The organism is Pantoea folii, from assembly GCF_056678875.1.
The window spans coordinates 63,075-85,794 of the sequence record NZ_JBWXON010000019.1 but is presented as its reverse complement, the minus strand read 5'-3'; the positions used below and the strand labels follow the sequence as shown (position 1 = coordinate 85,794).

Annotated in this window: 20 protein-coding genes; 7 read left to right on the top strand and 13 right to left on the bottom strand. The window is 57.3% G+C overall.

Annotated elements, in window-relative coordinates; translation table 11 throughout:
• Positions 1-58 precede the first annotated feature (58 nt).
• The 4 genes from AC1MDE_RS20270 to AC1MDE_RS20255 all read left to right on the top strand — a co-directional run bounded on the left by AC1MDE_RS20270 (position 59) and on the right by AC1MDE_RS20255 (position 4,643).
• Positions 59-808, top strand: coding sequence for an SDR family oxidoreductase (locus AC1MDE_RS20270; RefSeq protein ID WP_160869207.1), 750 nt, complete (start codon positions 59-61; stop codon positions 806-808).
• A gap of 19 nt (positions 809-827) precedes the next feature.
• Positions 828-2,441, top strand: a complete 1,614-nt coding sequence (locus tag AC1MDE_RS20265; RefSeq protein ID WP_480345049.1) for an FGGY-family carbohydrate kinase — start codon at positions 828-830, stop codon at positions 2,439-2,441.
• Positions 2,442-2,671: 230 nt separating this feature from the next.
• On the top strand, positions 2,672-3,604 hold the full coding sequence (locus AC1MDE_RS20260) for a nucleoside recognition family protein (RefSeq protein WP_034819784.1): 933 nt from the start codon (positions 2,672-2,674) through the stop codon (positions 3,602-3,604).
• Positions 3,605-3,863: 259 nt separating this feature from the next.
• Positions 3,864-4,643, top strand: a complete 780-nt coding sequence (locus AC1MDE_RS20255) for an L-threonylcarbamoyladenylate synthase (RefSeq protein ID WP_058960652.1) — start codon at positions 3,864-3,866, stop codon at positions 4,641-4,643.
• Between the two features lie 44 nt (positions 4,644-4,687).
• Here the strand turns inward: AC1MDE_RS20255 and AC1MDE_RS20250 are convergent, their stop codons facing one another.
• The gene (locus AC1MDE_RS20250; RefSeq protein WP_479399775.1) at positions 4,688-5,704 is read right to left on the bottom strand and encodes a zinc-dependent alcohol dehydrogenase family protein; all 1,017 of its coding nucleotides are present in this window, start codon (positions 5,702-5,704) and stop codon (positions 4,688-4,690) included.
• 134 nt (positions 5,705-5,838) lie between these two features.
• Complete coding sequence (locus AC1MDE_RS20245; RefSeq protein WP_480345048.1) at positions 5,839-6,660, bottom strand: SDR family oxidoreductase; 822 nt, start codon at positions 6,658-6,660, stop codon at positions 5,839-5,841.
• 95 nt (positions 6,661-6,755) lie between these two features.
• Between AC1MDE_RS20245 and AC1MDE_RS20240 the strand changes: the two genes are divergently transcribed.
• Entirely contained in the window at positions 6,756-7,658 is a 903-nt protein-coding gene (locus tag AC1MDE_RS20240) for a LysR family transcriptional regulator (protein ID WP_479399777.1), read from the top strand.
• A gap of 1 nt (position 7,659) precedes the next feature.
• Here the strand turns inward: AC1MDE_RS20240 and AC1MDE_RS20235 are convergent, their stop codons facing one another.
• Entirely contained in the window at positions 7,660-8,301 is a 642-nt protein-coding gene (locus AC1MDE_RS20235; protein WP_034819796.1) for a hydrolase, read from the bottom strand.
• Between the two features lie 253 nt (positions 8,302-8,554).
• Here AC1MDE_RS20235 and AC1MDE_RS20230 point away from each other — a divergent pair, with 253 nt between their 5' ends.
• Complete coding sequence (locus AC1MDE_RS20230; RefSeq protein ID WP_058960656.1) at positions 8,555-9,472, top strand: bestrophin family protein; 918 nt, start codon at positions 8,555-8,557, stop codon at positions 9,470-9,472.
• Between the two features lie 120 nt (positions 9,473-9,592).
• Here the strand turns inward: AC1MDE_RS20230 and AC1MDE_RS20225 are convergent, their stop codons facing one another.
• From AC1MDE_RS20225 to AC1MDE_RS20210, 4 genes are all read right to left on the bottom strand, one after another.
• Entirely contained in the window at positions 9,593-10,438 is an 846-nt protein-coding gene (locus tag AC1MDE_RS20225; RefSeq protein WP_034819812.1) for an alpha/beta hydrolase, read from the bottom strand.
• 396 nt (positions 10,439-10,834) lie between these two features.
• Positions 10,835-11,182 (bottom strand): YaeQ family protein, encoded by a 348-nt coding sequence (locus AC1MDE_RS20220; RefSeq protein WP_034819815.1) that lies wholly within the window; start codon positions 11,180-11,182, stop codon positions 10,835-10,837.
• Positions 11,183-11,208: 26 nt separating this feature from the next.
• Positions 11,209-12,558 carry a cation:proton antiporter gene (locus tag AC1MDE_RS20215; protein ID WP_480345047.1) on the bottom strand — a complete coding sequence of 450 codons (1,350 nt, stop codon included), beginning with the start codon at positions 12,556-12,558 and terminating at the stop codon, positions 11,209-11,211.
• Between the two features lie 53 nt (positions 12,559-12,611).
• Positions 12,612-13,820 (bottom strand): MFS transporter, encoded by a 1,209-nt coding sequence (locus AC1MDE_RS20210; protein WP_480345046.1) that lies wholly within the window; start codon positions 13,818-13,820, stop codon positions 12,612-12,614.
• Positions 13,821-13,912: 92 nt separating this feature from the next.
• Between AC1MDE_RS20210 and AC1MDE_RS20205 the strand changes: the two genes are divergently transcribed.
• Positions 13,913-14,842: a LysR family transcriptional regulator gene (locus AC1MDE_RS20205; protein WP_167142144.1), complete on the top strand. Its 930-nt coding sequence runs from the start codon at positions 13,913-13,915 to the stop codon at positions 14,840-14,842.
• Between the two features lie 164 nt (positions 14,843-15,006).
• Here the strand turns inward: AC1MDE_RS20205 and AC1MDE_RS20200 are convergent, their stop codons facing one another.
• From AC1MDE_RS20200 to kdpF, 6 genes are read right to left on the bottom strand one after another with little or no spacing between them, the layout of a single operon-like run.
• A complete protein-coding gene (locus tag AC1MDE_RS20200) occupies positions 15,007-15,504 on the bottom strand; it encodes a TIGR00645 family protein (protein ID WP_034819827.1) in 498 nt (165 codons plus the stop codon).
• Between the two features lie 54 nt (positions 15,505-15,558).
• Complete coding sequence (gene kdpD, locus AC1MDE_RS20195) at positions 15,559-18,234, bottom strand: two-component system sensor histidine kinase KdpD (RefSeq protein ID WP_479399780.1); 2,676 nt, start codon at positions 18,232-18,234, stop codon at positions 15,559-15,561.
• A gap of 45 nt (positions 18,235-18,279) precedes the next feature.
• Entirely contained in the window at positions 18,280-18,852 is a 573-nt protein-coding gene (gene kdpC / locus AC1MDE_RS20190; RefSeq protein ID WP_058960660.1) for a potassium-transporting ATPase subunit KdpC, read from the bottom strand.
• An 11-nt stretch (positions 18,853-18,863) separates the two neighbouring features.
• Positions 18,864-20,912: a potassium-transporting ATPase subunit KdpB gene (kdpB, locus tag AC1MDE_RS20185; protein WP_058960661.1), complete on the bottom strand. Its 2,049-nt coding sequence runs from the start codon at positions 20,910-20,912 to the stop codon at positions 18,864-18,866.
• A gap of 7 nt (positions 20,913-20,919) precedes the next feature.
• Complete coding sequence (gene kdpA / locus AC1MDE_RS20180) at positions 20,920-22,599, bottom strand: potassium-transporting ATPase subunit KdpA (protein ID WP_479401375.1); 1,680 nt, start codon at positions 22,597-22,599, stop codon at positions 20,920-20,922.
• A complete protein-coding gene (gene kdpF / locus AC1MDE_RS20175; protein WP_100701897.1) occupies positions 22,599-22,688 on the bottom strand; it encodes a K(+)-transporting ATPase subunit F in 90 nt (29 codons plus the stop codon). Before kdpF ends, kdpA begins: the two co-directional genes overlap by 1 nt.
• Positions 22,689-22,720 lie beyond the last annotated feature (32 nt).

The following is a 22,720-nucleotide window of genomic DNA, read 5'->3' as shown; positions in this document are numbered from 1 at the left end:
ATAGTTGTGCTTCATCGATTGAGCACCACCTAAAACGCCATTGATAAAGGATTATAAGATGAACACGAACCTCTTCTCCATGCATAACCCACTCAACGGAAAAGTTGCCGCCATTACTGGTGCTGCCTCCGGTATCGGTCTGGAATGCAGCAAAGTGCTGCTGCAGGCCGGGGCTAAAGTCGTCCTGATCGATCGCGATGGCGACAAGTTGCAGCAGCTGGTGGCGGAACTGGGTCCTCAGGCATTGCCATTGCAAATTGACCTGATGGACGGCAAACAGGTTGACGGGATTCTCGACGACATTCTCAAGCTGGCGGGCCGCCTCGATATTTTCCACGCCAACGCCGGTGCCTACATTGGTGGGCCAGTGGCGGAAGGCGATCCCGATATCTGGGATCGCGTACTGAAACTCAACACCAGCGCGGCCTTTCGCTGCGTGCGTTCGGTGCTGCCGCATCTGATCGCGCAGAAATCGGGTGACATCATTTTCACCAGTTCGATTGCGGGCGTGGTGCCCGTGGTCTGGGAACCGATCTACACCGCATCCAAATTTGCAGTGCAGGCTTTTGTGCATTCAACCCGTCGTCAGGTGGCGCAGCATGGTGTGCGCGTCGGTGCGGTGCTGCCGGGCCCGGTGGTCACTGCCCTGCTCGATGACTGGCCGCAGGAGAAACTGGAGGACGCGCTGGCCAATGGCAGCCTGATGCAGCCCATTGAAGTGGCGGAATCGGTGCTGTTTATGGTGACACGTTCGCCGGGTGTCACAGTGCGCGATATTGTTATCCTCCCCAACAGCGTTGACCTGTAACCAACCGAGGTGCAGCAGCATGAGTAACGAAAAATATCTGATTGGTGTCGATGTTGGTTCGGCCAGCGCTCGCGCGGGCGTGTTTGACCGCGCGGGAAATCTGTTAGGCCATGCAAAACAGTCCATCACCACCTTCCGTGCCCACGGTCATGTGGTTGAGCAATCCGCCAATGAGATTTGGCAGGCGGTCAGTCACTGCGTGCGCGAGGCAGTGGCCACTGCCGCTATCGATCCCGCTGCGGTGGCTGGCATTGGCTTCGATGCCACCTGCTCGCTGGTGGTGATCAATGAACAGGGGCAACCGTTGCCCGTCAGCCCAAACGGAGAGGCGGAACGCAATATTATTGTGTGGATGGATCACCGCGCCACGCAGCAGGCCGATGCCATTAACGCGACGAAACATCCGGTGCTCGACTACGTGGGCGGACGCATCTCACCGGAGATGGAGATGCCAAAACTGCTGTGGCTGAAAGCCCACAACCCGCAAACGTTCCAGAACGCCGCACACTTTTTCGATCTCACCGATTACCTCAGCTGGCGCGCGACAGGCGATACGGTGCGCTCATCCTGCACCGTCACCTGCAAATGGAACTATCTTGCGCATGAGCAGCGCTGGGATGCCGACTACTTCAGTGCCATTGGCCTGCCGGAATTCGCTCAGGAGAAATTTGCGCGTATCGGACAGCAGATCGTCGAGCCAGGCACACCGTGCGGCACAGGTTTAACCGCGCAGGCTGCCGCCGACTTCGGCTTATCTGCTGGCACGCCCGTGGCCGCCGGGTTAATCGATGCCCATGCAGGCGGCGTCGGTACGCTGGGCGCAGATGGCAGCCCGGAAGATAAACTCGCTTATGTGTTTGGCACCTCGTCCTGCACCATGACGCCGACGCGTGAAGCCGCGTTTGTGCCAGGTGTGTGGGGTCCGTATTACTCGGCAATGGTGCCGGGTTTATGGTTGAGTGAAGGCGGACAAAGCGCGGCAGGCGCCGCCATCGACCGCCTGCTGGAGATGCATCCAGCCGCCACAAGTGCACAAAGGGCCGCCGATGCAGTAGGCCTTTCATTGCCGGTGTATCTCGCCGAACAGGCTTTACAACAAGCTCGTAGCGAGTCGGCAACGGTGGATTTAGTCGAAGGTCTGCATATCGTGCCGGAATTTGCGGGTAATCGTGCACCTTTTGGCGACCCTTACGCGCGAGCGGTGATTTGCGGTCTGGGTATGGACAATGACGAAGCCAGCCTGATCGCACTGTATATCGCCGGCTTGTGCAGCCTCGGCTACGGCCTGCGCCAAATCATTGAGGCGCAAACCAGCAAGGGTATCGTCACGCGGTCGATTGTCATCAGCGGCGGTGCCGGGCAACACTCGCTGGTACGCCAGTTGCTGGCGGACAGCTGCCAGCTTCCTGTGCAATCCACCCACTGCCCTGAGCCGGTATTACTGGGTTCAGCGATTCTTGCCGCTGCCGCCAGTGGCGAATATTCCGACGTCACCTCGGCGATGGCCAACATGACCACCGATGAAAAGCGCTGGCATCCTGAGCCGTCGGTTTCGCCACTGCATCAGCACCGTTATGATGCATTTAAATTATTGCAGAGCACCGCGCGTAATATTCGTCAGATAAGCGAATAAACGTCGAATAATATTTCCGTGCGCCGCACAAACGTCGGCGCACGGTTATTTTTCCCTGCCATTTCCTGCAAGATAAAATTTAATTTCTTCACTACTCAAGTTTACACCACCGGGATACTATTTATCCCTTAGCTAGTGCCCTTCGCGCTGGCATTTTTATGCGTTTTTTAAGGCAAGGGGAGCAACATGTTTACCGGTATTAAGCCGTGGTTCGAGGTTCAGGCAACCGCATGAATATCATCAGCATAATTATGTCTGCAGGCAAAGCCTCGGTGGATGTTGCGCTGTACACGCTTATTCCTATCATGGTGGTGATGTTATTCATCATGAAATATCTGGAAGTGAAAGGCGTGCTGGATTTTGTGGTACGTCATTCCACACCGTTATTAAAACCTTTAGGTATTACCGGACTGGCATTATTTGCGCTGATCCAGCTGAACTTTGTCAGTTTCGCCGCGCCGTTAGCGGCATTAGCGATTATGGAAAAACGCGGCACTTCCGATCGCCATATGGCGGCCACGCTGGCGATGCTGTTTGCCATGGGGCAAGCCAATGCTTTTTATCCGCTGATTCCTGCCGGGCTCAACTGGAGTGCCGCGATACTCATCTCCATCTGCGGCGGGGTGCTGGCGGCAGCCACCACTTATCATTTCTTTGGGCGCAAGCTCTCGGATGCAGCGCTGCTCAATGAAGATGAAGCCGTTGCGAATAATGAAAGCAAAATGGGACTGATCGCCATCATCAACAGCGCGGGTGCGGACGCGATTCGTCTGGCGCTGGGATCGCTGCCGATGCTGATTCTCTCACTGTCGGTGGTGGGGATTTTGAAAGAGTCCGGCGGGATTGAGATGCTTACCCGGCTGGTTTCTCCGCTGCTGGACAGATTCAACATCTCTGAAGTGTATATTCTGCCTGCACTGACCAAATGCCTGGCAGGCGGCACCGCCTACTACGGCGTGGTAGCCGGGCTGGTCGAAAAAGGTTTATACAGTGCGCACAACATCAACGCCTCGGCGGGTTGGTTTATTCAGACCTTTGATTTGCCGGGGATTGGTATCTTCCTTGGCCTGTCGAGTCGTTTCCCGCGTCTGTTCCGTTTCGCCGTGCCGGGTATCATCCTCGGCATTGCGCTGCGCGGTGTGGCACACGCTCTGATATTTTAATTAACCCTGGCGCTGAAAGACTTATTCAGCGCCTTGTTTAAATAACACTACAATTCCCGCGTGTTATTTTAAATTAACCCTATTCCTTTCATCGTTATTTTCATCAGTTGCATCACCTTTAATTATCGTACTATTATCACCAGCATGGTTTTGCACAAACCCATTAATCCCGATGAATTATCCGGTTAATTAATTCCTTAATTACATTGCAGGTAATATTCCTGTACGTCATCTATTGATACGCAGATAGGGTAGATCCATGAGCGGTAAGCAAATAACGTGGAATGGCGGGTTACAACCTGAAGCCATCGAGATTTTGTCCCAGGACGGCGGCATGATTGTGAGCCCAACGAAAGTCGGTTACATCATCATGACCTCCGATAAAGCCGGGTTAGAGCGTAAGTTTGAAGCCAAGCAGCGCAAGCGCAACAAGCCAGGCGTGGTGCTATGTGGCTCGCTGGAGCAACTGCGTTCTCTGGCACAACTGACACCGGAAATTGACCAGCTTTATCAGCAGCATTGGGATCAGGATATTTTGCTGGGCTGTATTTTACCGTGGCGCGAAGATGCGTTGGCGCGTATTCCGGCTGACGGTTCAAAAGAGCTGATGATGGATGGCCGCCAGACCAGCTGCTTCGTGATTAAATTTGGTCGCCCATGCGAAAATATTGCGAAAGCGCTGTGGGAAGAGCACGGGAAATTCTCTTTCGCCAGTTCCGCCAACCCATCGGGTCAGGGAAACCGTGGTCTGGTTGAGGGTATTGGCGAACGTATTGAATCGCGTGCCGATTTAATTATTGAAGCCAATGACTACGTGAAATCCATTCAGCCTAACGATGAAAATAAAGTGCGCTACGAACAAGGCGTAATGGTGTCGATGGTCGATAGCGAAGGTCGTCTGATTCCACAGCAAAACGGCGAGCGTAAAATCACCCCGTGCCCGGTATTGATTCGCAAAGGCCTTGATGTCGATAAAATCATGGCGTTGCTGTCGGACATCTTCCCGTCCTGGGATTACCGTCACGGCGATTACTACTGATGTCACTAGCCTGTTTCCTGGTATGGGAAACAGGCTAATTCGCGTTACCACTCCACGGTGATTTTGCCGAAGTGTCCCGCCGACTGCTGATGCTGGAAGGCCGCAGGCAGATCGTTCAGCGCACCATAACTGTCACTGATTACCGGGCGAATACCCGTTTGCTCTAACGCGCGCACGAAATCCTGCTGCTGACGACGATGGCCGACAATCAACCCCTGAATACGCGCCTGCTTTGCCATCAATAGCGAGGTGGGTATCACGCCTTCGAACCCGGTCAGCACACCAATTAACGCGATATGACCGCCCACGCGCACCGCTTCAATCGACTGTGCCATGGTGCCCGGCCCGCCCAGTTCAATCACCACATCCGCGCCTTTGCCCTCAGTCAGCTGCTGTACCGCTTTGCCCCACTCCGGCGTGGTGCGATAGTTGATGCCCGCATCGGCCCCCAGCTCTTTGGCTCTGGCCAGCTTCTCATCCGATGAAGATGTGACAATCACTCGTGCGCCCATCGCTTTGGCAATTTGCAGCGCAGTAATCGACACGCCGCCGGTGCCCAACGTGACGATGGTATCGCCCGATTTAATCTGCGCATCGCCCACCAGTGCGCGCCATGCCGTCAGGCCAGATGTGGTAATCGTCGCTGCTTCGGCATGCCGCCAGCCGCGCGGTGCGAGGGTAAAGTGATGCGCCGGACGCACCACCACTTCGGCGGCAAACCCATCAGCGCCATCACCTGGCGTTTGGGTGAAGTTGCCGACCTGAGCGAGAGGCAGCCCGTCCTGCCATTGTGGGAAGAAGCAGGAAACCACATGGTCACCGGGCTTGAAGTCGGTAACGTCTGCACCGACCTCTTCGACCACGCCCGCACCGTCCGCCATCATAATGCGATCCTGCTCGGTGGGAATCGATCCGTTAGCCACCAGCAAATCGTGGAAGTTAAGTGAGGTGGCATGGATCGCCACGCGGATCTCTCCGGCGCCCGGTTTACCGGGATCGGGCAGATCCGCCAGCTGCAAGTGCTCTAAACCGCCGGGTTGTTTCAGGATCATCGCTTTCATAACCACTTTCTCCTTAGCGAAACGCTCAATACAAAGCATGCCGCTGCGAAACGTGCATGCCTTCTTTTGTGCGCTAAGTTTGGCAGCGATGCCGCTTCCCTGCCTGTTACTCCGTGCGGTTATGCGAAGAGCTTTTACACATCCGCACGATAGGCTATCTCTTTCTGCAAACGCAGCTCTGCCAGGCGTCGTTCCAGCGCGGCTTCGATATTGTCATACGCCGTTCTGCCCAGTGCCAGACGCAGCGGCATGGCGGGTTGATCCAGCGTGGCGATCATCGCGGTGACAGATTTCGCGGCATCGCCTTTGATCGCGAACTCGCCAGACATAATCGCGCGGCGCACTTCACCGGAGGCGGTGTCCCGATAAACATCCTGCGCCTCAGCAATATCCAGCCCGGCACCAAAGTTAGTGGCGGTTGGCCCCGGCTCCACCAGCAGGAAATCGATGCCAAAGCTGGCAACTTCCTGGCGTACCGCTTCCACAAATCCTTCGATGCCCCACTTGCTGGCGTGATACAGGCTGAAGTTGGGATAAGCCACCTGCCCGCCTTCCGAGGAAACCTGCGCGATGCGCCCGCCGCCCTGCTGGCGCAGCAGCGGAATCACGGCGCGAATTAGCTGGATTGAGCCGGTGAGGTTGGTGGCGATCTGACGATCAATCTGCGTATCGCTCAGCTCTTCCGCCGCGCCAAACAGACCATAGGCGGCATTGCTGACCACCACATCGACGCGCTCAACGTTGGCAAATGCCTGCGCGATGGCTGGCGCAATGCTGGCGGTGTTCGCCAAATCCAGCATCATGACCTGTAACTGCCCACCGTATCGCGCTTGCAGATCCGCCATTGCCTCAGTGCGACGTACGCAGGCCAGCACGCGATCGCCACGTGCCAGTAAATCTTCACTCATCAAACGGCCCAGCCCACTGCTGGCACCGGTAATTAACCAGGTTTTCATTTTGTCGTCCTCCGGTTGAAAACCCGATGATAGATCGCTTTACTGGTGGTCATAATCTCCCTAATCGCGCATGACCTGGTGAGGAAATACCACCAATGAGAAGACCTTCCTGGCATGAACTTCAGGCCATCAAAACGTTGGGAGAGCAGCGTAGCTTTCGCCGTGCCGCTGAAATACTCGGTTTGAAGCGCTCTTCACTCAGCCATCTGGTGAAGACGCTGGAGCACAATCTTGGTGTGCAGCTGTTTCAGCGCACGACCCGTAGCGTGTCGCTCACCGATGCCGGGCAACAGCTGCTGGATCGGCTGGCACCGCTGTTGAATGAGATGGATGAAGTGCTACACGATGTCAGCGCTCGCCGCCAGCAGCACGCAGGCACCTTACGCATCAGTGCCAGCGATGCGGCTATTAGCATCCTGCTGGAAAAAGTGGTGCCGGGATTTTGCGCTGATTACCCGAATATTCAGCTCGATTTTGCCGCACAGGGTGAACTGGTGGATATCACAGCCGCCGGGTTTGATGCCGGCATTCGGCTGATTGAAGATGTGCCGCAGGATATGGTGGCGATTGCGCTGGGCGGCCCGCTGAATTTTATCACCGTGGCTTCACCGGCCTATCTCGCCGCACACGCCCCCATCAAGCAGCCGCAGGATTTGTTGCAGCAGCAGTGCATTCGCCATCGTCTGCCGAGCGGGAAACGCTATCGCTGGGAGTATGAAAAAGCGGGAGAACGTTATGAGATGGATGTACCGGGCACGATCACCTTAGATAACAACGCGCTAATGACCCGGGCGGCGATCAGCGGATTGGGCATTGCTTATGTGCCATCGCTTTACGCCGAAGCGGCGCTGCAATCCGGCCAGTTAGTGGAACAGCTCGCCGACTGGCGGGTGCAGTCGGCAGGTCTGGCCTTGTGGTTCCCGCCCAACCAGCATCAGTCGATGGCGCTGCGGCTGTTTATCGATGCTCTGAAAAGCAGCCTGCCGCGCCAGTCGTAATTCAAGCCTGACGCTGTGGCGCTTTGTGCACCATGGTGTAAGCGTAATCCACGCCCATGCCGTATGCGCCGCTGTGCTCACGCACCAGATCCATCACCGCATCGTAGGTTTCTTTGCGTGACCAGTCGCGCTGGTATTCCAACAGCACTTGCTGCCAGGTCACTGGCACCGCACCGGCCTGCACCATGCGCTGAATCGAACGCTCGTGAGCATCGACGCTGGTGCCGCCTGAAGTATCGGTCACCACGTACACTTCAAATCCCTCTTTCAGCGCCATCAGGGCCGGGAAAGTCAGACACACTTCAGTCCACAGTGCAGAGATAATCAGCTTCTTACGACCGGTTTTCTTCACCGCTTCGACGAATTTGGCATCTTCCCATGAGTTCATGGAAGTACGCTCAATCGGCTTCGATTCCGGGTGCACCGCCAACAGTTCTGGCCAGATGTAGCCGCTAAAACTTTCGGTTTCTACAGAGGTGTAAATCACCGGCACGTCGAAAACTTTGCCCGCTTTTGCCAAAGCGACGGTGTTATTTTTGAGCTGCTGGCGATCAATATTGGCGACGCCGAAAGCCATCTGCGGCTGGTGGTCGATAAAGATCAGGGTTGAGTTCTGTGGGTCGAGCAGGTCGAGTTTAGACATGATGTATTCCTCTAAAGTGTTTTTAAATTTGTGTGTTGTGCTGCTGGAATGAACTTTAGAGAAAGGGGCCGCGAAGAGATAACGCAAAGAATTTTACAACTTGTTCAAACTGTTTTTAGAAGACTGATTTAAAAAGATAAATTAACACTCAACACAGCAATTTCAGCCTCAAATACGCTGTTTTTCACATTGCTTCCGGTGTATCAGCAGGCGTAACCTGTGCCAACAAAATCATAAAAAACACCATCGCAAAATGATCGTACGTCCTCGTCAACACTGGTTCATCAGGTTGTTTGATTGGCACGGCTCGGTGCTGGTTAGCATTGTGTTTCGCCTGTCGCTCAACCTGCTGATGTCGGTGATCGCCATTATCGGCTATCCGTGGTACTCCACTTTCGGCATTCACCTCACGACTGCACCGTTCAGCTTGATTGGCGTGTCGATTGCCATCTTTCTTGGCTTCCGCAATAACGCCAGCTATGCGCGTTTTATTGAAGCGCGCACGCTGTGGGGCAATATGCACATCACGCAACGCTCACTGCTGCGCCAGATAAAATGCATTCGCGGCATCAGTGAAGCGCAAGTGCAGGAGTTTTTAGGGCTGCAGCTGGCATTTAGCTGGGCAATGAAACATCGGCTGCGTAAAACCGATGCGCAGGCCGATCTGGCGCGCCTGCTGCCGGAGAAATGGCACAGTGCCGTATTGAGCCATCCGATGCCGACCTCACAGACGTTGTTATGCATGGGCGAATGGCTGGCGCAGCGGCGCGATGAGGGTCTGGTGTCGGATATTGTCTGGCAGAGTATCGATGACAATCTCAATCATCTGTCGGCTTATCTGGGCGGCTGCGATCGCCTTGCCAGCACGCCGATTCCGTTTGCCTACAGCCTGATTCTGCATCGCACCGTGTACCTGTTCTGTACCCTGCTACCGTTTGCGCTGGTGGCAGATTTGCATCTGATGACGCCGCTGGTGTCGGTGTTTATCTCCTACACCTTCCTGTCGCTGGAGTCACTGGCGGAAGAGCTGGAAGATCCGTTCGGCACTGCGCCCAATCATCTGCCACTGGATGCGCTGTGCGTGAATATCGAACGTAATTTGAAGGCGATGAACAATGATTTCCCGTTGCCGGAACCGCGCCAGCCGGATGAGCATTTTAATCTGACGTAAAGCGTCCATTTGCCTGGCGCGCATAACAGCACAGCCGGGCATATGGCTAACAGCTCAGACCGACCACATAGCGAGCACTTTTGTGGTCCGTCTCTTCGGATAATACGTTTTTTTGCCCGATTAACTGTGCAGATCCAGCCAGCGCACATACGCCTGATCCCAGAGCGCAGCAGGCGTACCCGCTTTCCCCAGACCAAAGCCATGCCCACCGCTGCTCAGCTCAATCAACTCCACTGGCACCTGCATCCGACGGCAGGCATCGCGCATCATTTCAGTGTTATGGGGATTGGAGGTGTGATCATCTTCCGCCTGCGCCAGGAACGTCGGTGGATATTGTCGGGTGACATAATTCTGCACTGACCAGTTCGCTTCCTGAGTGGGTGTCGCGTGATCGCCTACCATCATCAGGTGCGTCTTGGTGTTCTGATACGGCGCTTCGAGGGTGATGACCGGATAGATCAGGCCAACGCTATCGGCCGTAGGTCGGATTTGATCGAGCGGGTCCTGCGCCGGATAGGTTTCGAAATCAGGACGTGCGGCCGCCATGCCAAGCAGATGTCCGCCAGCGGAGAAGCCGAGCAGATGCACTTTACTCTCCATAGAACGCACCAGACGAATGGCGCGCTGCGCATCCTGCAGCGGCGCGAGGTTGCCCGCCTGCCACTTTTCTCCCGGCAAGCGGTAACTCAGTACGTACACGGTGTAACCGTTGGCATTTAACCAGCGCGCCACCGGCCAGGCTTCACGTCCCATGCCGATAAAACGATAGCCGCCGCCAGCCGCCACGATCACCGCTTCGCCGTTGGGATTCTCGGGGCGAAATCGTTGAATCGCCGGAGAAACGATGTTGGTCCAGGAGCCGTTCATACTGACTTTCAACAGCCCAGACGGCCCACCGCCGCCCGGCGGATCGTCTGGCCACAAGGGGATAATGTCATCACGGGCAAACAGTTTGCCTGTGGTCATTGAGAGGACGGTTGCCCCGGTTGCCAACAAAAAGTGACGCCGTGTAAATTTCATGCCCAGTAGCCAGTATTGAAAAACATGTCAGCCTTGTGGGCTGCGTCTCGTTATGTGATACGTGTCAACTTTCAACGCTGGCGATTATGTACGCATTTTGTACAAAAGATCCATAGAAAAAGCGCCTATAAAGGCGCTTATTTTATAGTGAATCCGCCAAATTTTTCCGCTAAATGAAAGAGAACACTCGAGATCACGTAATTGGTTAGACGCTGAAATCCCCTAAATAATTCGAGCTGTAGCAAGGCGGCAAGTGCGTGAGTCCCCGGGAGCTTACTGCAGTAAATGACTGGGGCGAGCAGACGCAGCCAACGCCGCTAGAGTTCGAAGTATGACGGGGATTTAATCCTGTTGCTGGAATTGGGTCATCACTGTTTGCTCGCACTGCTGCTGATTATGGCGCAGCTGCGTGCGTTCATCCTCGCCCAGTTCCATCCAGGCGCTGATCACTTCCTGCGCCGTTTCTTCATTGAATTCAGGCTTATCCATCGCCGAAGAAGACTGGCTGGCAGCCAGCTGAGACTTCATCTTCGCGGTATAGGTATCCAGATCGCTGGTCTTTTTTTCCGTGCTCACCAGATGGCACAACTGGCTGGCATACACATTCTCTTCGCTGGTGTTATCACCGTCAGCGGCGATGGCACTGGCGGAGAGCGAGAGCCCAACGAGGGCGATTAATATGGCTTTCATAACAGACTCCAGTAATTTCCAGAAAATCACTTTTGATTATGTTGCGCACGTGCCGCCTGACGGGCGGCACGCCAGTTTAATAACGGCGTCACCGTGATGCCGTGCAGCACGATGCTGCACACCACTAACGTCAACGCCATATCCACCATTTGCTCTGCTTGTGGGCCACGCATGCCGTGCACCCAGGCGTAAGCAATGTAATTGATACTGCCGATGCCGCGAATCCCCAGCCAGCCAATGAGCAGACGGCGCATGAGCGGAATTTCACAGCGCCAGGTGGTGATCCATACCGCCAGCGGACGCACGACTACGAATAGCAGCAGCGCGAGGCCAATGCCGGTGAGATTCCAGTGATGCGCCAGCGTGATACCCAGTACCACCATCAGTCCGGCAGCCAGCAGGCGTTCGATGGTATCGCCAAACGACAACGCATCGCCGACTACCAACCCCATTGATTTGACCATACCGCTGCCACCGTGCGCCAGTCGTTGATTGGGATTGACGCGCGCCTCAGCGGGCAAGTATTGCTCCTCTTCTGACAACTCGTCTTGCGGATAGTGCTTCACCACACGCAGCTCAGCGCGACGTAGCCCAACACCCGCCACAAAGGTGGCGAGGAAGCCGGATGCATCTACCGCTTGCGCCGCCGCATAACTAAGCGCGATGAGTGCCAGCGCGAGAAAATCATTGGGTGCAATATCCTGATGCGCGCTGCGCAACTGGGTCGCCAGTTGGCCAATCAAGCGACCGAGCAGATAGCCAATGGCTACCCCGCCGCCGATGGCCCACAGCCCATCTCTCAAAACCCATTCACTCAGGTGGCTGATACTCAGCGTATCGGACTGCATCATGAGCAGCGCCAGCATCAACAGCGGCAGCGCCGATCCATCGTTCATGCCCGCTTCGCTGGAAAGCGCCACGCGTAATGCGTCATCATCGCGCGCATCGTTAACGGAAATCAGGCTGGCCAGCACCGGATCGGTCGGTGCCACAATGGCACCAAATGCCAGCGACAGCGCCCAGTCAAAACCGGTCATCCAGTGCACCAGCAGCGTCATGCCGCCTACGGTGAGAAGCATGGCAGGAAACGCCAGTCGCACCCCCAGGCGCCAGGCATGGGCTGTGAGTGGCACGCGTAATTTAAGGCCTGTGATAAACAGCGAGGCTGCCATGGCGATTTCGGTGAGATGGGCGGCGAGTTCGGCGTGCCCGAGAATATCGAGTTGCAGCAGATTGAGCAGCCATGGGCCGCAGAGAATACCCGCGAACAGGTAAAGTCCAAATGCGGTCACTGGCCCACGGTGAATCCAACCGGAAGCCAGTGACATGAGAAGTAACAGACCACCGGTGGCGGCGGTCCAGGCCAGGAAGTTCATAACGCTCCGTTTTTAAATAACATTCTCCCTTAAGCCTGGCACAATATACTCAATCAGTTTTTCAGATGGCGGCTCGCCAGACGGATCATTAAAGCAAGCGCAGCGGCGAGTGTGGAGAGTGCTACCACACCTGTCCAGCCAAAGTGAGCCAGCGCCAGACTACCGAGCGCCGCGCCGGTTGCCATGCCGATAAACACCACGGTGAACATCAGCGCATTCAGACGGCTACGCGCTTCTGGCGCCAGGCTGTAGACCAGCGTCTGATGCGCTACCAGCGTGGCCTGCACGCCCAAATCGAAGCCGATGGTACTGATGATGATCAGGCCAATCTGAGCCGGAACCGGTAACAGTGGCAGCAGGAACATCAGCGCAAATGACACCATCACCAGCGTGGCACCAAACTGGGTGACACGGGCAGGGCCGATGCGATCCGCCACGCTTCCCGCCAGCGGTGCCGCCAGGGCCCCAGCCGCACCCGCCAGACCAAATGCACCCGCGACCGCACTGTCAAAATGGAAGCGCTCACTCAGCATCAGCGCCAGCGTTGACCAGAAGGCGCTGAAACCTACGGACAGCAAACCCTGTGCCAGCGCGGCACGGCGCAGCGTCTGGTGGTGTTGCCACAAATGCGCCAGCGACAGCAGCAGACGTGGATAGCTCACCGAGGTGCCCGGTTTAAAGCGTGGCAGCACGCGCCACAGCGCGAGGCTAATCAGCAGCACGGCCACCGCCGCCACCATGTACATGGTGCGCCAGCCCAGATACTCCGCCACCACGCCACTCACCACGCGTGACAGCAGAATACCGACCAGCAAACCGGTCATCACCGTACCGACAGTTTTACCGCGACTGCGTTCTGGCGCGAGTGCCGCCGAAGCCGGCACGATGTCCTGCGCCACGGTGGCGGTTAAGCCGGTGACAAAGCTGGCGATCAGTAACGCGTTGATGCCGCCCGAGAAGCCACACAGCAACAGCGCGGCGACCAGCATCAGTCCTTTAATCAGGATAATGGTGCGGCGGTCATGGCGGTCACCAAGCGGTGCCAGCAGCAGAATACCGAGTGCATATCCCGCCTGGGTCAGCATCGGCACCATGCCGACGCTACCAATTCCAACGTTAAATTGTTTGCTGATGATATCCAGCATCGGCTGGCTGTAGTAAATCGATGCCACGCTAAGCCCGGCTCCTGCAGCGAGCGTAAACACCAGCGGCGCTGGCAGTTTTTCAGCTGGCAATGCAGTAGATTGCGAAATGGCTGACATAGTGAATTCCCCCGTGAAAGTGCGCTTATTAAAGCGCGTCGCGGCCATACGCGGTAGACTCGTCAAACACAGAACTGTTATGCACGGTGCGTATGAGCAATCCAACCAGTATTGACCGCATTGAACTGATGCAGACCTTTATTCGTATTGTCGAAAGTGGATCGCTGTCAGCCGCCGCTGCGCAGTTGGGCACGACACAACCCACCATCAGCCGCCGGTTGCAGGCACTGGAACAGCGGTTAGGACTGAAGCTGATTCTGCGCACTACCCATGCTTTGAAACTCACCGATGACGGCGAACGTTGTTATGCGCAAGCGCGGCAGTTGCTGGCGACCTGGCACGCGCTAGAGGATGAACTGACCGGTTCCAGTGATGACCCGATTGGCACACTGCGCGTGCGTGCGCCCCATGCGTTTGGCCAGGACCAATTAATCGATCCGCTGGTGGATTACCTGCAACGTTACCCGCGTCTGACGGTGGAGTGGATGCTCAATGATCGCACGCCGGACTTTATCAGCGAAAATGTCGATTGCGCGATTCAGGTCGGTGCGGTGAACGATCCCTCGCTGGTGGCGATTCTGCTGGCTGAAGTGCCGCGCTTTGTGGTCGCCGCACCTTCACTGCTGGCACAGCATGCGCCGATTGAGGATGTCAGCCAACTGACCGACCTGCCATGGCTGGCGCTGACCAGCTTTTACCGCAATGAGCTTGCACTACAGCGCTTGAGTGATGGGCAGCCGATGAATCTGCCGATTGCGCCTCGCCTCGCCAGCGACAGCTTATACGCCATCCGCAAAGCCGCGCTGGCAGGCATGGGTGCGGCGATTGTGTCGTCGTGGGTAGTACAAGAGGATTTGGCGAAAGGAGAGTTGATTCAGCTGGTGCCCGAGTGGCAAGCCCCGCCGCTGCCGGTGTGGCTGACCTATCCGTGGGCCAGTTATTATCCCGCTCGTATGCGGCAGTTTTTCGCGATGATCAGAGAGGTGATGCCGAAACTAGCGGGCACACAGCCGGTGCGGTGAAGACAATGCCGCCATAGCAATGTGGTGACGTCACGTTAAAGGGTGCCTTCAGGGAAGTGGTGCAGATTTTCGTAGGAGGCGCAGTTCCTGGGAGGTTGTGCGGATTTTCAGGCGTTGGGCGGATTTCCGTAGGGTGCGCATTGATGCGCACCTCGTACACGAAACTACTTCTTCTCGACCTTCGACATATTATCCAGCCAGCCCATCACGAAGGCCGACAGCACAAAGGTCAGGTGGATAATCACGTACCACATCAGCTTGCTGTCATCGACATTGCGCGCGTCCATAAAGATGCGCAGCAGGTGGATCGATGAAATCGCGACAATCGAAGCCGCGACTTTGTTCTTCAGCGAGCCGGAATCCATCTTGCCCAGCCAGCTCAGCTTCTCTTTGTTCTCATCAATATCCAGCTTAGAAACAAAGTTCTCATAGCCAGAGAGCATCACCATCACCAGCAATCCGCCGACCAGCGTCATGTCCACCAGCGACAGCAGCAGCAGAATCAGATCGTTCTCAGCAATGCTGAGTATGTTGGGCAACAGGTGAAAAATTTCCTGGAAAAATTTAACGGTCAGCGCCAGCAGCCCCAGCGAAAGTCCAATGTAAACCGGAGCCAGCAACCAGCGCGATGAATACATCAGGTTCTCGATAAAACGTTCCATAATTTCCCATTAATCAACAGACAAGTGGGCGAGTATAACCGAACTTGTGTGAAGTTATTTCAGCGCTTCTTCAGAAATTTCAGGCGCTACCGGCAGCGGCAGCGACAAGCGAAACTCCGCGCCGCCTTGCGGTCGGTTTTCTGCCCAGATGCGCCCGCGATGGGATTCAATAATGGTTTTACTGATCGCCAGACCGAGCCCGACGCCCGGCACCGCCGACTCCTTATCGCCGCGCGCAAACTTGTCGAAAATGCGCGTCATATTCTCAACGGCGATGCCCGGACCGTTGTCCCACACCGCAATCTCCAGCCGCTCTTTGTCACGCCAGGCGCGAATACCGTGCTGCGCGGCGTTACCGGCATATTTGAGGCTGTTCTCGATCAGATTGGTAAACACGCGCTCCAGCATCGCGCTATCGCCTTTGATCAGCACCAATTCCGGCGGCAGTTCCAGTGCGAAATCATGCCCTTTTAGCGACGGCCCCATACTGCTCAGCGCCCCGCCAATCACTTCATCCAGCGCCACCCACTCCTCGCGCAGATTCAGTCCACCAGACTGAATGCGCGCCATATCCAGCATATTGCTCACCAGCCGAATGGTGCTTAACGTCTGTTCCCGGATCTGGTTCGCCTGGCCGACATATTTTGAGTTATCGCCGGCCAGATCCAGCATCAGCATTTCCGCCTGGCCAAACAGCACCGTCAGCGGCGTGCGCAGGTCATGCGACAACGCGGATAACAGTGCGTTACGCAGCTGTTCACGCTCTGCCGCCAAACGAGACGCCGCTTCACTCTGCGACAGCGCCATGCGTTCCAGCGCGTTGGCGATCAGCACCGTGAAGGTTTCGACCAGACGCTGCTGTTCAGGGATCATCAGCTGGCGCAGGTTTTCCGGCTCTACCACCAACAGTCCACGGCAGTGATTGCCGCTTTTCAGCGGCAGAATCTGATACGGCACTGCAGGCAGCGTATCCGTGCCCGCGCCGGCCGGTTGTGCTTTGCTGTAGCTCCATTTGGCGATGCCGAGATCGGGCGGCGTACCAATACTGCTCTCACCCACCGCCTGTAACTCACCCTGCTCATTCGGCAGCAGTAGCTGGCTGCGTGCCTGCAAGGTGACATCAATCACGCGCTGGCTGGTGGCGGCGATATCCTGCGGCGTGAGCGCGCTGCCGAGCGATTTCGCCATCTCATACAGATGGCGCGCACGCTGTTCGCGATAGCGCGCGACTTTAGCCTGATAGCGCACGCCTGCTGTCAGGTTCCCGACGATCACCCCTACCGCCAGCATCACCGCGAAGGTCACCAGATACTGCAAATCCGATACCGCCACGGTGCCGGTCGGGGCGACAAAGAACAGATCAAAAGCCAGGATGTTGATCACCGTGGCAAACACCGAGGGCCAGCGGCCAAAGCGCAGCGCGACTAACACCACGGCTAACAGATAAATCATCACGCCGTTGGCCGGATCGAACTCCACCAGTAGCCAGCGACCTACGATCGTCACCAGAATACACAGCGCAATCGCCATCAGGCAGCCGCGCAGATGCAGCCGCCACTTATCACTGTTGGCCTGTTTACCGCCCATCGGATGCGGCGCGTCGCGCACCGGTTCGTCCAGTGCCACCACCAGCAAATCGAGGTCTGGGCCAAGCTGGCCCAAACGCTGGGCAAAACTGTCGCGCCGCCAGCGCCGTTGCGGCTGACGACCGGTGACGATTTTGCCGAGATTATGCTCGCGCGCGTAACGCAGCACGGCGCGGGCCTCATCAGGATCGGACAGAGTAGCAGTTTCCGCACCCAGCTCTTGGGCCAGTTGCAGCGTGCGCAGAATGGCACGACGGCGCGCTTCCGGCAGGCGATTCAGACGCGGCGTTTCCACGTACACTGCGTGCCACTCGCTGCCGAGACGCGCGGCTAAACGCGCGGCGGTGCGCACCAGTTTTTCACTACCGGTGTCGTCGCCGATGCACAATAAAATGGCGTCACGTGTGTGCCAGACTTTGTCACGGCCCTGCTGGTCGCGCCAGGCACGCATCTGATCGTCCACGCGGTCCGCGGTACGGCGCAGCGCCAGTTCGCGCAGGGCAAACAGGTTGCCTTTGCGGAAGAAGTTTTCAATCGCGCGCTCGGCGCGATCGCCGACGTAGACTTTGCCCTCTTTCAGCCGCTGACGCAGATCGTCCGGCGGCAGATCCACCAGTACCACCTCATCGGCGCTATCGAAAAACGGATCGGGGACGGTTTCGCGCACCTGAATGCCGGTCACGCCGCCGACCACATCGTTGAGGCTTTCCAGATGCTGCACGTTGACGGTGGTGATCACGTCGATGCCCGCTTCCAGCAGCTCCTCGATGTCCTGCCAGCGCTTGGGATGGCGCGAACCCTGTACGTTAGTGTGTGCCAGTTCGTCCATCAGGATCACCGCCGGATGACGCGCCAGTGCTGCATCAAGATCGAATTCGGCATGCCGTGAACGCCCAGTGGCGCGACGCGGCAATACCGCCAGGCCGTTGAGCAGCGCAGCGGTTTCTTCACGTCCATGGGTTTCCACCACGCCCGCCAGCACATCGAGGCCTTGCGCACGTAAACGCTGTGCCTCCTGCAGCATGGCGAAGGTTTTCCCCACGCCCGCACAGGCGCCAAAGTAGATTTTCAGCTTACCGCGATGGCTGTCGCTGTGATTCAGCAACAGCGCATCGGGATCGGGGCGGGTGATTTCGTCGTTCATCAGTTATCCGTCGTGAAAAGCGCGATAAATCGCGCTATCAATCAATTATCCCTGCAGCGCATCCAGCGCCATATTCAGCCGCAACACGTTCACCGTCTCTTCACCGATAAACGGCAGCAGCGGACGCTCAGTGTTACGGGCAATCAGCGCTTCCACATCCTTCAGCGCCATATTGCGCGCTGCCGCCACACGCGGTGCTTGCCACAATGCGGCTTCCGGTGAAATATCCGGATCGAGCCCACTCGCCGATGCCGTCACCAGTTCAACCGGTACTGCAGCAGGAGCCAGCGGATTAGCGGTGCGCAGGGCAGCCACGCGCTCGGCCACCGCTTTATCCAATGCCGGATTGCTCGCCGCCAGGTTGCTGCCACTGGAGGCCAATGCGTTGTAGGGCGCATCGCCGGTCGCTGATGGACGGCCCCAGAAATGGCCGGGCTGCGTAAACACCTGGCCAATTAAATCGGAACCGCGCTCCGCGCCATCCTGCTCAATCAACGAACCGTTGGCCTGTGACGGAAACCACCACTGCGCTAAGCCGGTGGTCAGCAGCGGATAGACCGCGCCGGTTAACAGCGTCAGCAGTATTAACAATACAATAGCCGGACGTAACTGACTCATTTCTCTTCTCCTTAAACCAGACCAAACAGCGTCAGCAGCAGGTCGATGGCTTTAATACCAATAAACGGCACCACTAATCCGCCGACACCGTAAATCCACAGGTTGCGGCGCAACAGGGCAGCAGCACTCATCGGACGGTAGCTCACGCCTTTTAGCGCCAGCGGAATCAGGAACACAATCACCAGCGCGTTGAAAATGACCGCCGACAGAATCGCTGAGTTCGGTGAGTGCAGATGCATCACGTTCAGCATATTGAGCTGCGGGTAGGTGGCCGCAAACGCCGCCGGGATAATGGCAAAGTACTTTGCCACGTCGTTGGCAATACTGAAGGTGGTCAGCGAACCGCGCGTCATCAGCATCTGTTTACCGATATGCACCACTTCCAGCAGTTTGGTTGGGTTGGAGTCGAGATCGACCATGTTCCCAGCCTCTTTCGCCGCCTGCGTGCCCGAGTTCATCGCCACTGCCACGTCCGCTTGCGCCAGCGCGGGGGCGTCGTTGGTGCCGTCGCCGGTCATCGCCACTAAACGCCCTTCCGCCTGATACTGGCGGATCAGTGCCAGCTTGGCTTCCGGCGTCGCTTCCGAGAGGAAATCATCCACGCCCGCTTCTGCCGCGATGGCCGCCGCCGTCAGCGGGTTATCGCCGGTAATCATCACCGTCTTGATGCCCATTTTGCGCAGCTCGGCAAAACGTTCTTTGATGCCGCCTTTGACGATATCTTTTAGCGCCACCACGCCCAGCACCTGTGCGCCTTCGGCCACCACCAGTGGTGTGCCACCCGCGCGCGCCACTTCTTCGACGCTGGCGTTCACTTCTGCCGGGAAACGGCCGTTGTTGGCTTCGATATGGCGGCGAACCGCGTCAACGGCCCCTTTACGAATCAGACGATCCTGCACGTTGACGCCGCTCATGCGCGTCTGTGCCGAGAACGGAATAAAACTCGCGCCCATGCTGCTGAGATCGCGTTCGCGCAGGTTAAATTTTTGCTTCGCCAGCACCACGATGCTGCGCCCTTCCGGGGTTTCATCCGCCAGCGAGGCCAGCTGCGCGGCGTCCGCTAACTGCTGCTCGGTGACGCCAGGTGCAGGCATAAACTGCGTCGCCTGGCGGTTACCCAGCGTGATGGTGCCGGTTTTATCAAGCATCAGCACATCGACGTCGCCCGCTGCTTCCACCGCACGACCGCTGGTGGCGATGACGTTTGCACCGAGCATGCGGCTCATCCCCGCCACGCCAATCGCCGACAGCAAGCCGCCGATAGTGGTCGGAATCAGACACACCAGCAGCGCCACCAGCACCGTTACGCTCACCGGCGTGCCGCCGTAGGCCGAGAACGGCCACAGGGTGGCCGTCGCCAGCAGGAACACGATGGTCAGCGACACCAGCAGAATAGTCAGCGCGATCTCGTTCGGCGTTTTGCGGCGTTTAGCGCCCTCGACCATGGCGATCATGCGATCGAGGAAGGTTTCGCCCGGATTGACGCTGCACTGGATCACCAGCCAGTCGGACAGAATGCGCGTACCGCCGGTGACTGATGAGAAGTCGCCGCCGGATTCGCGGATCACCGGAGCTGATTCACCAGTAATCGCACTCTCATCCACTGACGCGCCGCCTTCCAGCACTTCGCCGTCACACGGAATGATGTCGCCCGCTTCCACCAGCACCACATCGCCTTTACGCAAGGTGTCTGCCGCTACCGGCTGCCACTGCGCGCCATGACGTGGCTCAGCCAGCTTTTTCGCGTCACTGGTTTTACTGATGCCTTTCAGGCTGTTGGCCTGCGCCTTGCTGCGCCCTTCCGCCAGCGCTTCAGCGAAGTTAGCAAACAGCACCGTGAACCACAGCCAGATGGCGACCCCGGCGGTAAACCCGGCGTTACCGCTCAGGTGGCCTGTCAGCATGCCGATGGCCAGCAGCGAGGTCAGAACGCTGCCGAGCCACACCAGGAACATTACCGGGTTGCGAAACTGCACGCGCGGATCGAGTTTCTTCACCGCATCCAGTACCGCGGTTTTCGTCAGCGCTGCATCAAACAGCGCCAGTTGTTGACGACTCATGATTCCGTTATCCCTGAATAAGTTGCAGATGTTCCGCCACCGGGCCGAGTGCCAGCGCGGGGATAAAGGTCAGTGCCCCCACCAGCAATACGGTGCCAATCAGCAGCGCGATAAACAGTGGACCGTGGGTCGGTAACGTACCGTTGCCCACCGGCTGGATTTTCTTCGCCGCCAGTGAGCCAGCGATCGCCATCACCGGAATGATGATGCCGAAGCGTCCCACCAACATGCAGAAGGCCAGCAACAGGTTCCAGAACGGGGTGTTGGCGCTCAAACCGGCAAAAGCACTGCCGTTGTTGTTAGATGCAGACGAAACGGCATACAGCACTTCGCTGAAGCCGTGGATGCCTGGATTCGCCATACCGGCGCGCCCTGCATCCGTCATCATCGCCAGTGCAGTGCCGAGCAGCACCAGGGTAGGCGTCACCAGAATCGCCAGTGCGGTCATTTTCATCTCCCACACGTCGATTTTTTTACCCATGTATTCCGGCGTACGACCAATCATCAAACCGGCGATAAATACCCCGAGCAGCACGAACAGCAGCATGCCGTACAACCCGGCACCGACGCCGCCAAACACCACTTCACCCAGCTGCATCAGCCACATCGGCACCATGCCGCCCAGTGCAGTGAAGGAGTCATGCATGGCATTCACCGCACCGCACGAGGCTGCGGTGGTGATCACCGCAAACAGGCTGGAGTTGAGGATGCCGAAGCGCGTCTCTTTGCCTTCCATGTTGATGGCGCTGTCTGCACCGAGTGCCAGGAAGTGCGGATTACCGCGCAGCTCTGCCCACATCACGGCAACCACCGCCAGCGCAAACATGATGGTCATCGCCCACAGCAGCATGTGGCCCTGACGGCGGTCGCCCAGATGCTGACCGAAGGTGAAGCACAGCGCCGCCGGGATCAGAAAGATACTCAGCATCTGCACAAAATTGGTCAGCGCGGTCGGGTTTTCAAACGGATGGGCTGAGTTAACGTTAAAGAAGCCGCCGCCGTTGGTGCCGAGCATTTTGATCGCTTCCTGCGAAGCCACCGGACCGAGTGGCAGCGTTTGCTTCGCCCCTTCCAGCGTGGTGAGAGCGTGATAAGGCTCAAACGTCTGGATGCTGCCCTGATAAACAAAGAACAGCGCTATCAGCAGGCTGATCGGCAGCAGCACATACACCGTGATGCGTGTCAGGTCGCGCCAGGCGTTGCCCAGCGTATCCAGTGAGCGATTGGCAAAACCACGGATCAGCGCAAAAGCCACCGCAATACCGGTCGCCGCCGACAGGAAGTTTTGCACCGTGAGGCCCGCCATCTGGCTAAAATAGCTCACCGTGCTTTCGCCCGCGTAAGCCTGCCAGTTGGTGTTGGTGACAAAGCTGACGGCGGTGTTGAGCGCCAGATCCCAGCTTAGATTAGGCAGGTGTTGCGGGTTGAGCGGCAGCGACCCCTGCGACATCAAAATCGCCAGCAATAATAAGAACCCCAGCGCGTTGAACAGCAGGATCGCCAGCAGATAGTGCGGCCAGCGCATCGCGCCACTCTCCACACCGGCCAGCCGCCACAGCGCCCGCTCGGTACGCGGCAGCAGCGGCTTGTCGGCCACTAACACCGCAAGAAAACGCCCGAGCGGTTGTGCCAGCACCATTAGCACCAGCAGATAGACCGCAATCAGTAAAAACGCATTCGCAGCCATCAGAATGCCTCCGCATTAAGCAGGGCATAGATCAGGTAGCCCAACAAGATAAACACCAGCACGATGCCGGCAATCACGCCCACGCTCACAGCAACCTCCAGAGGATTTGGTAGTGCTGCAA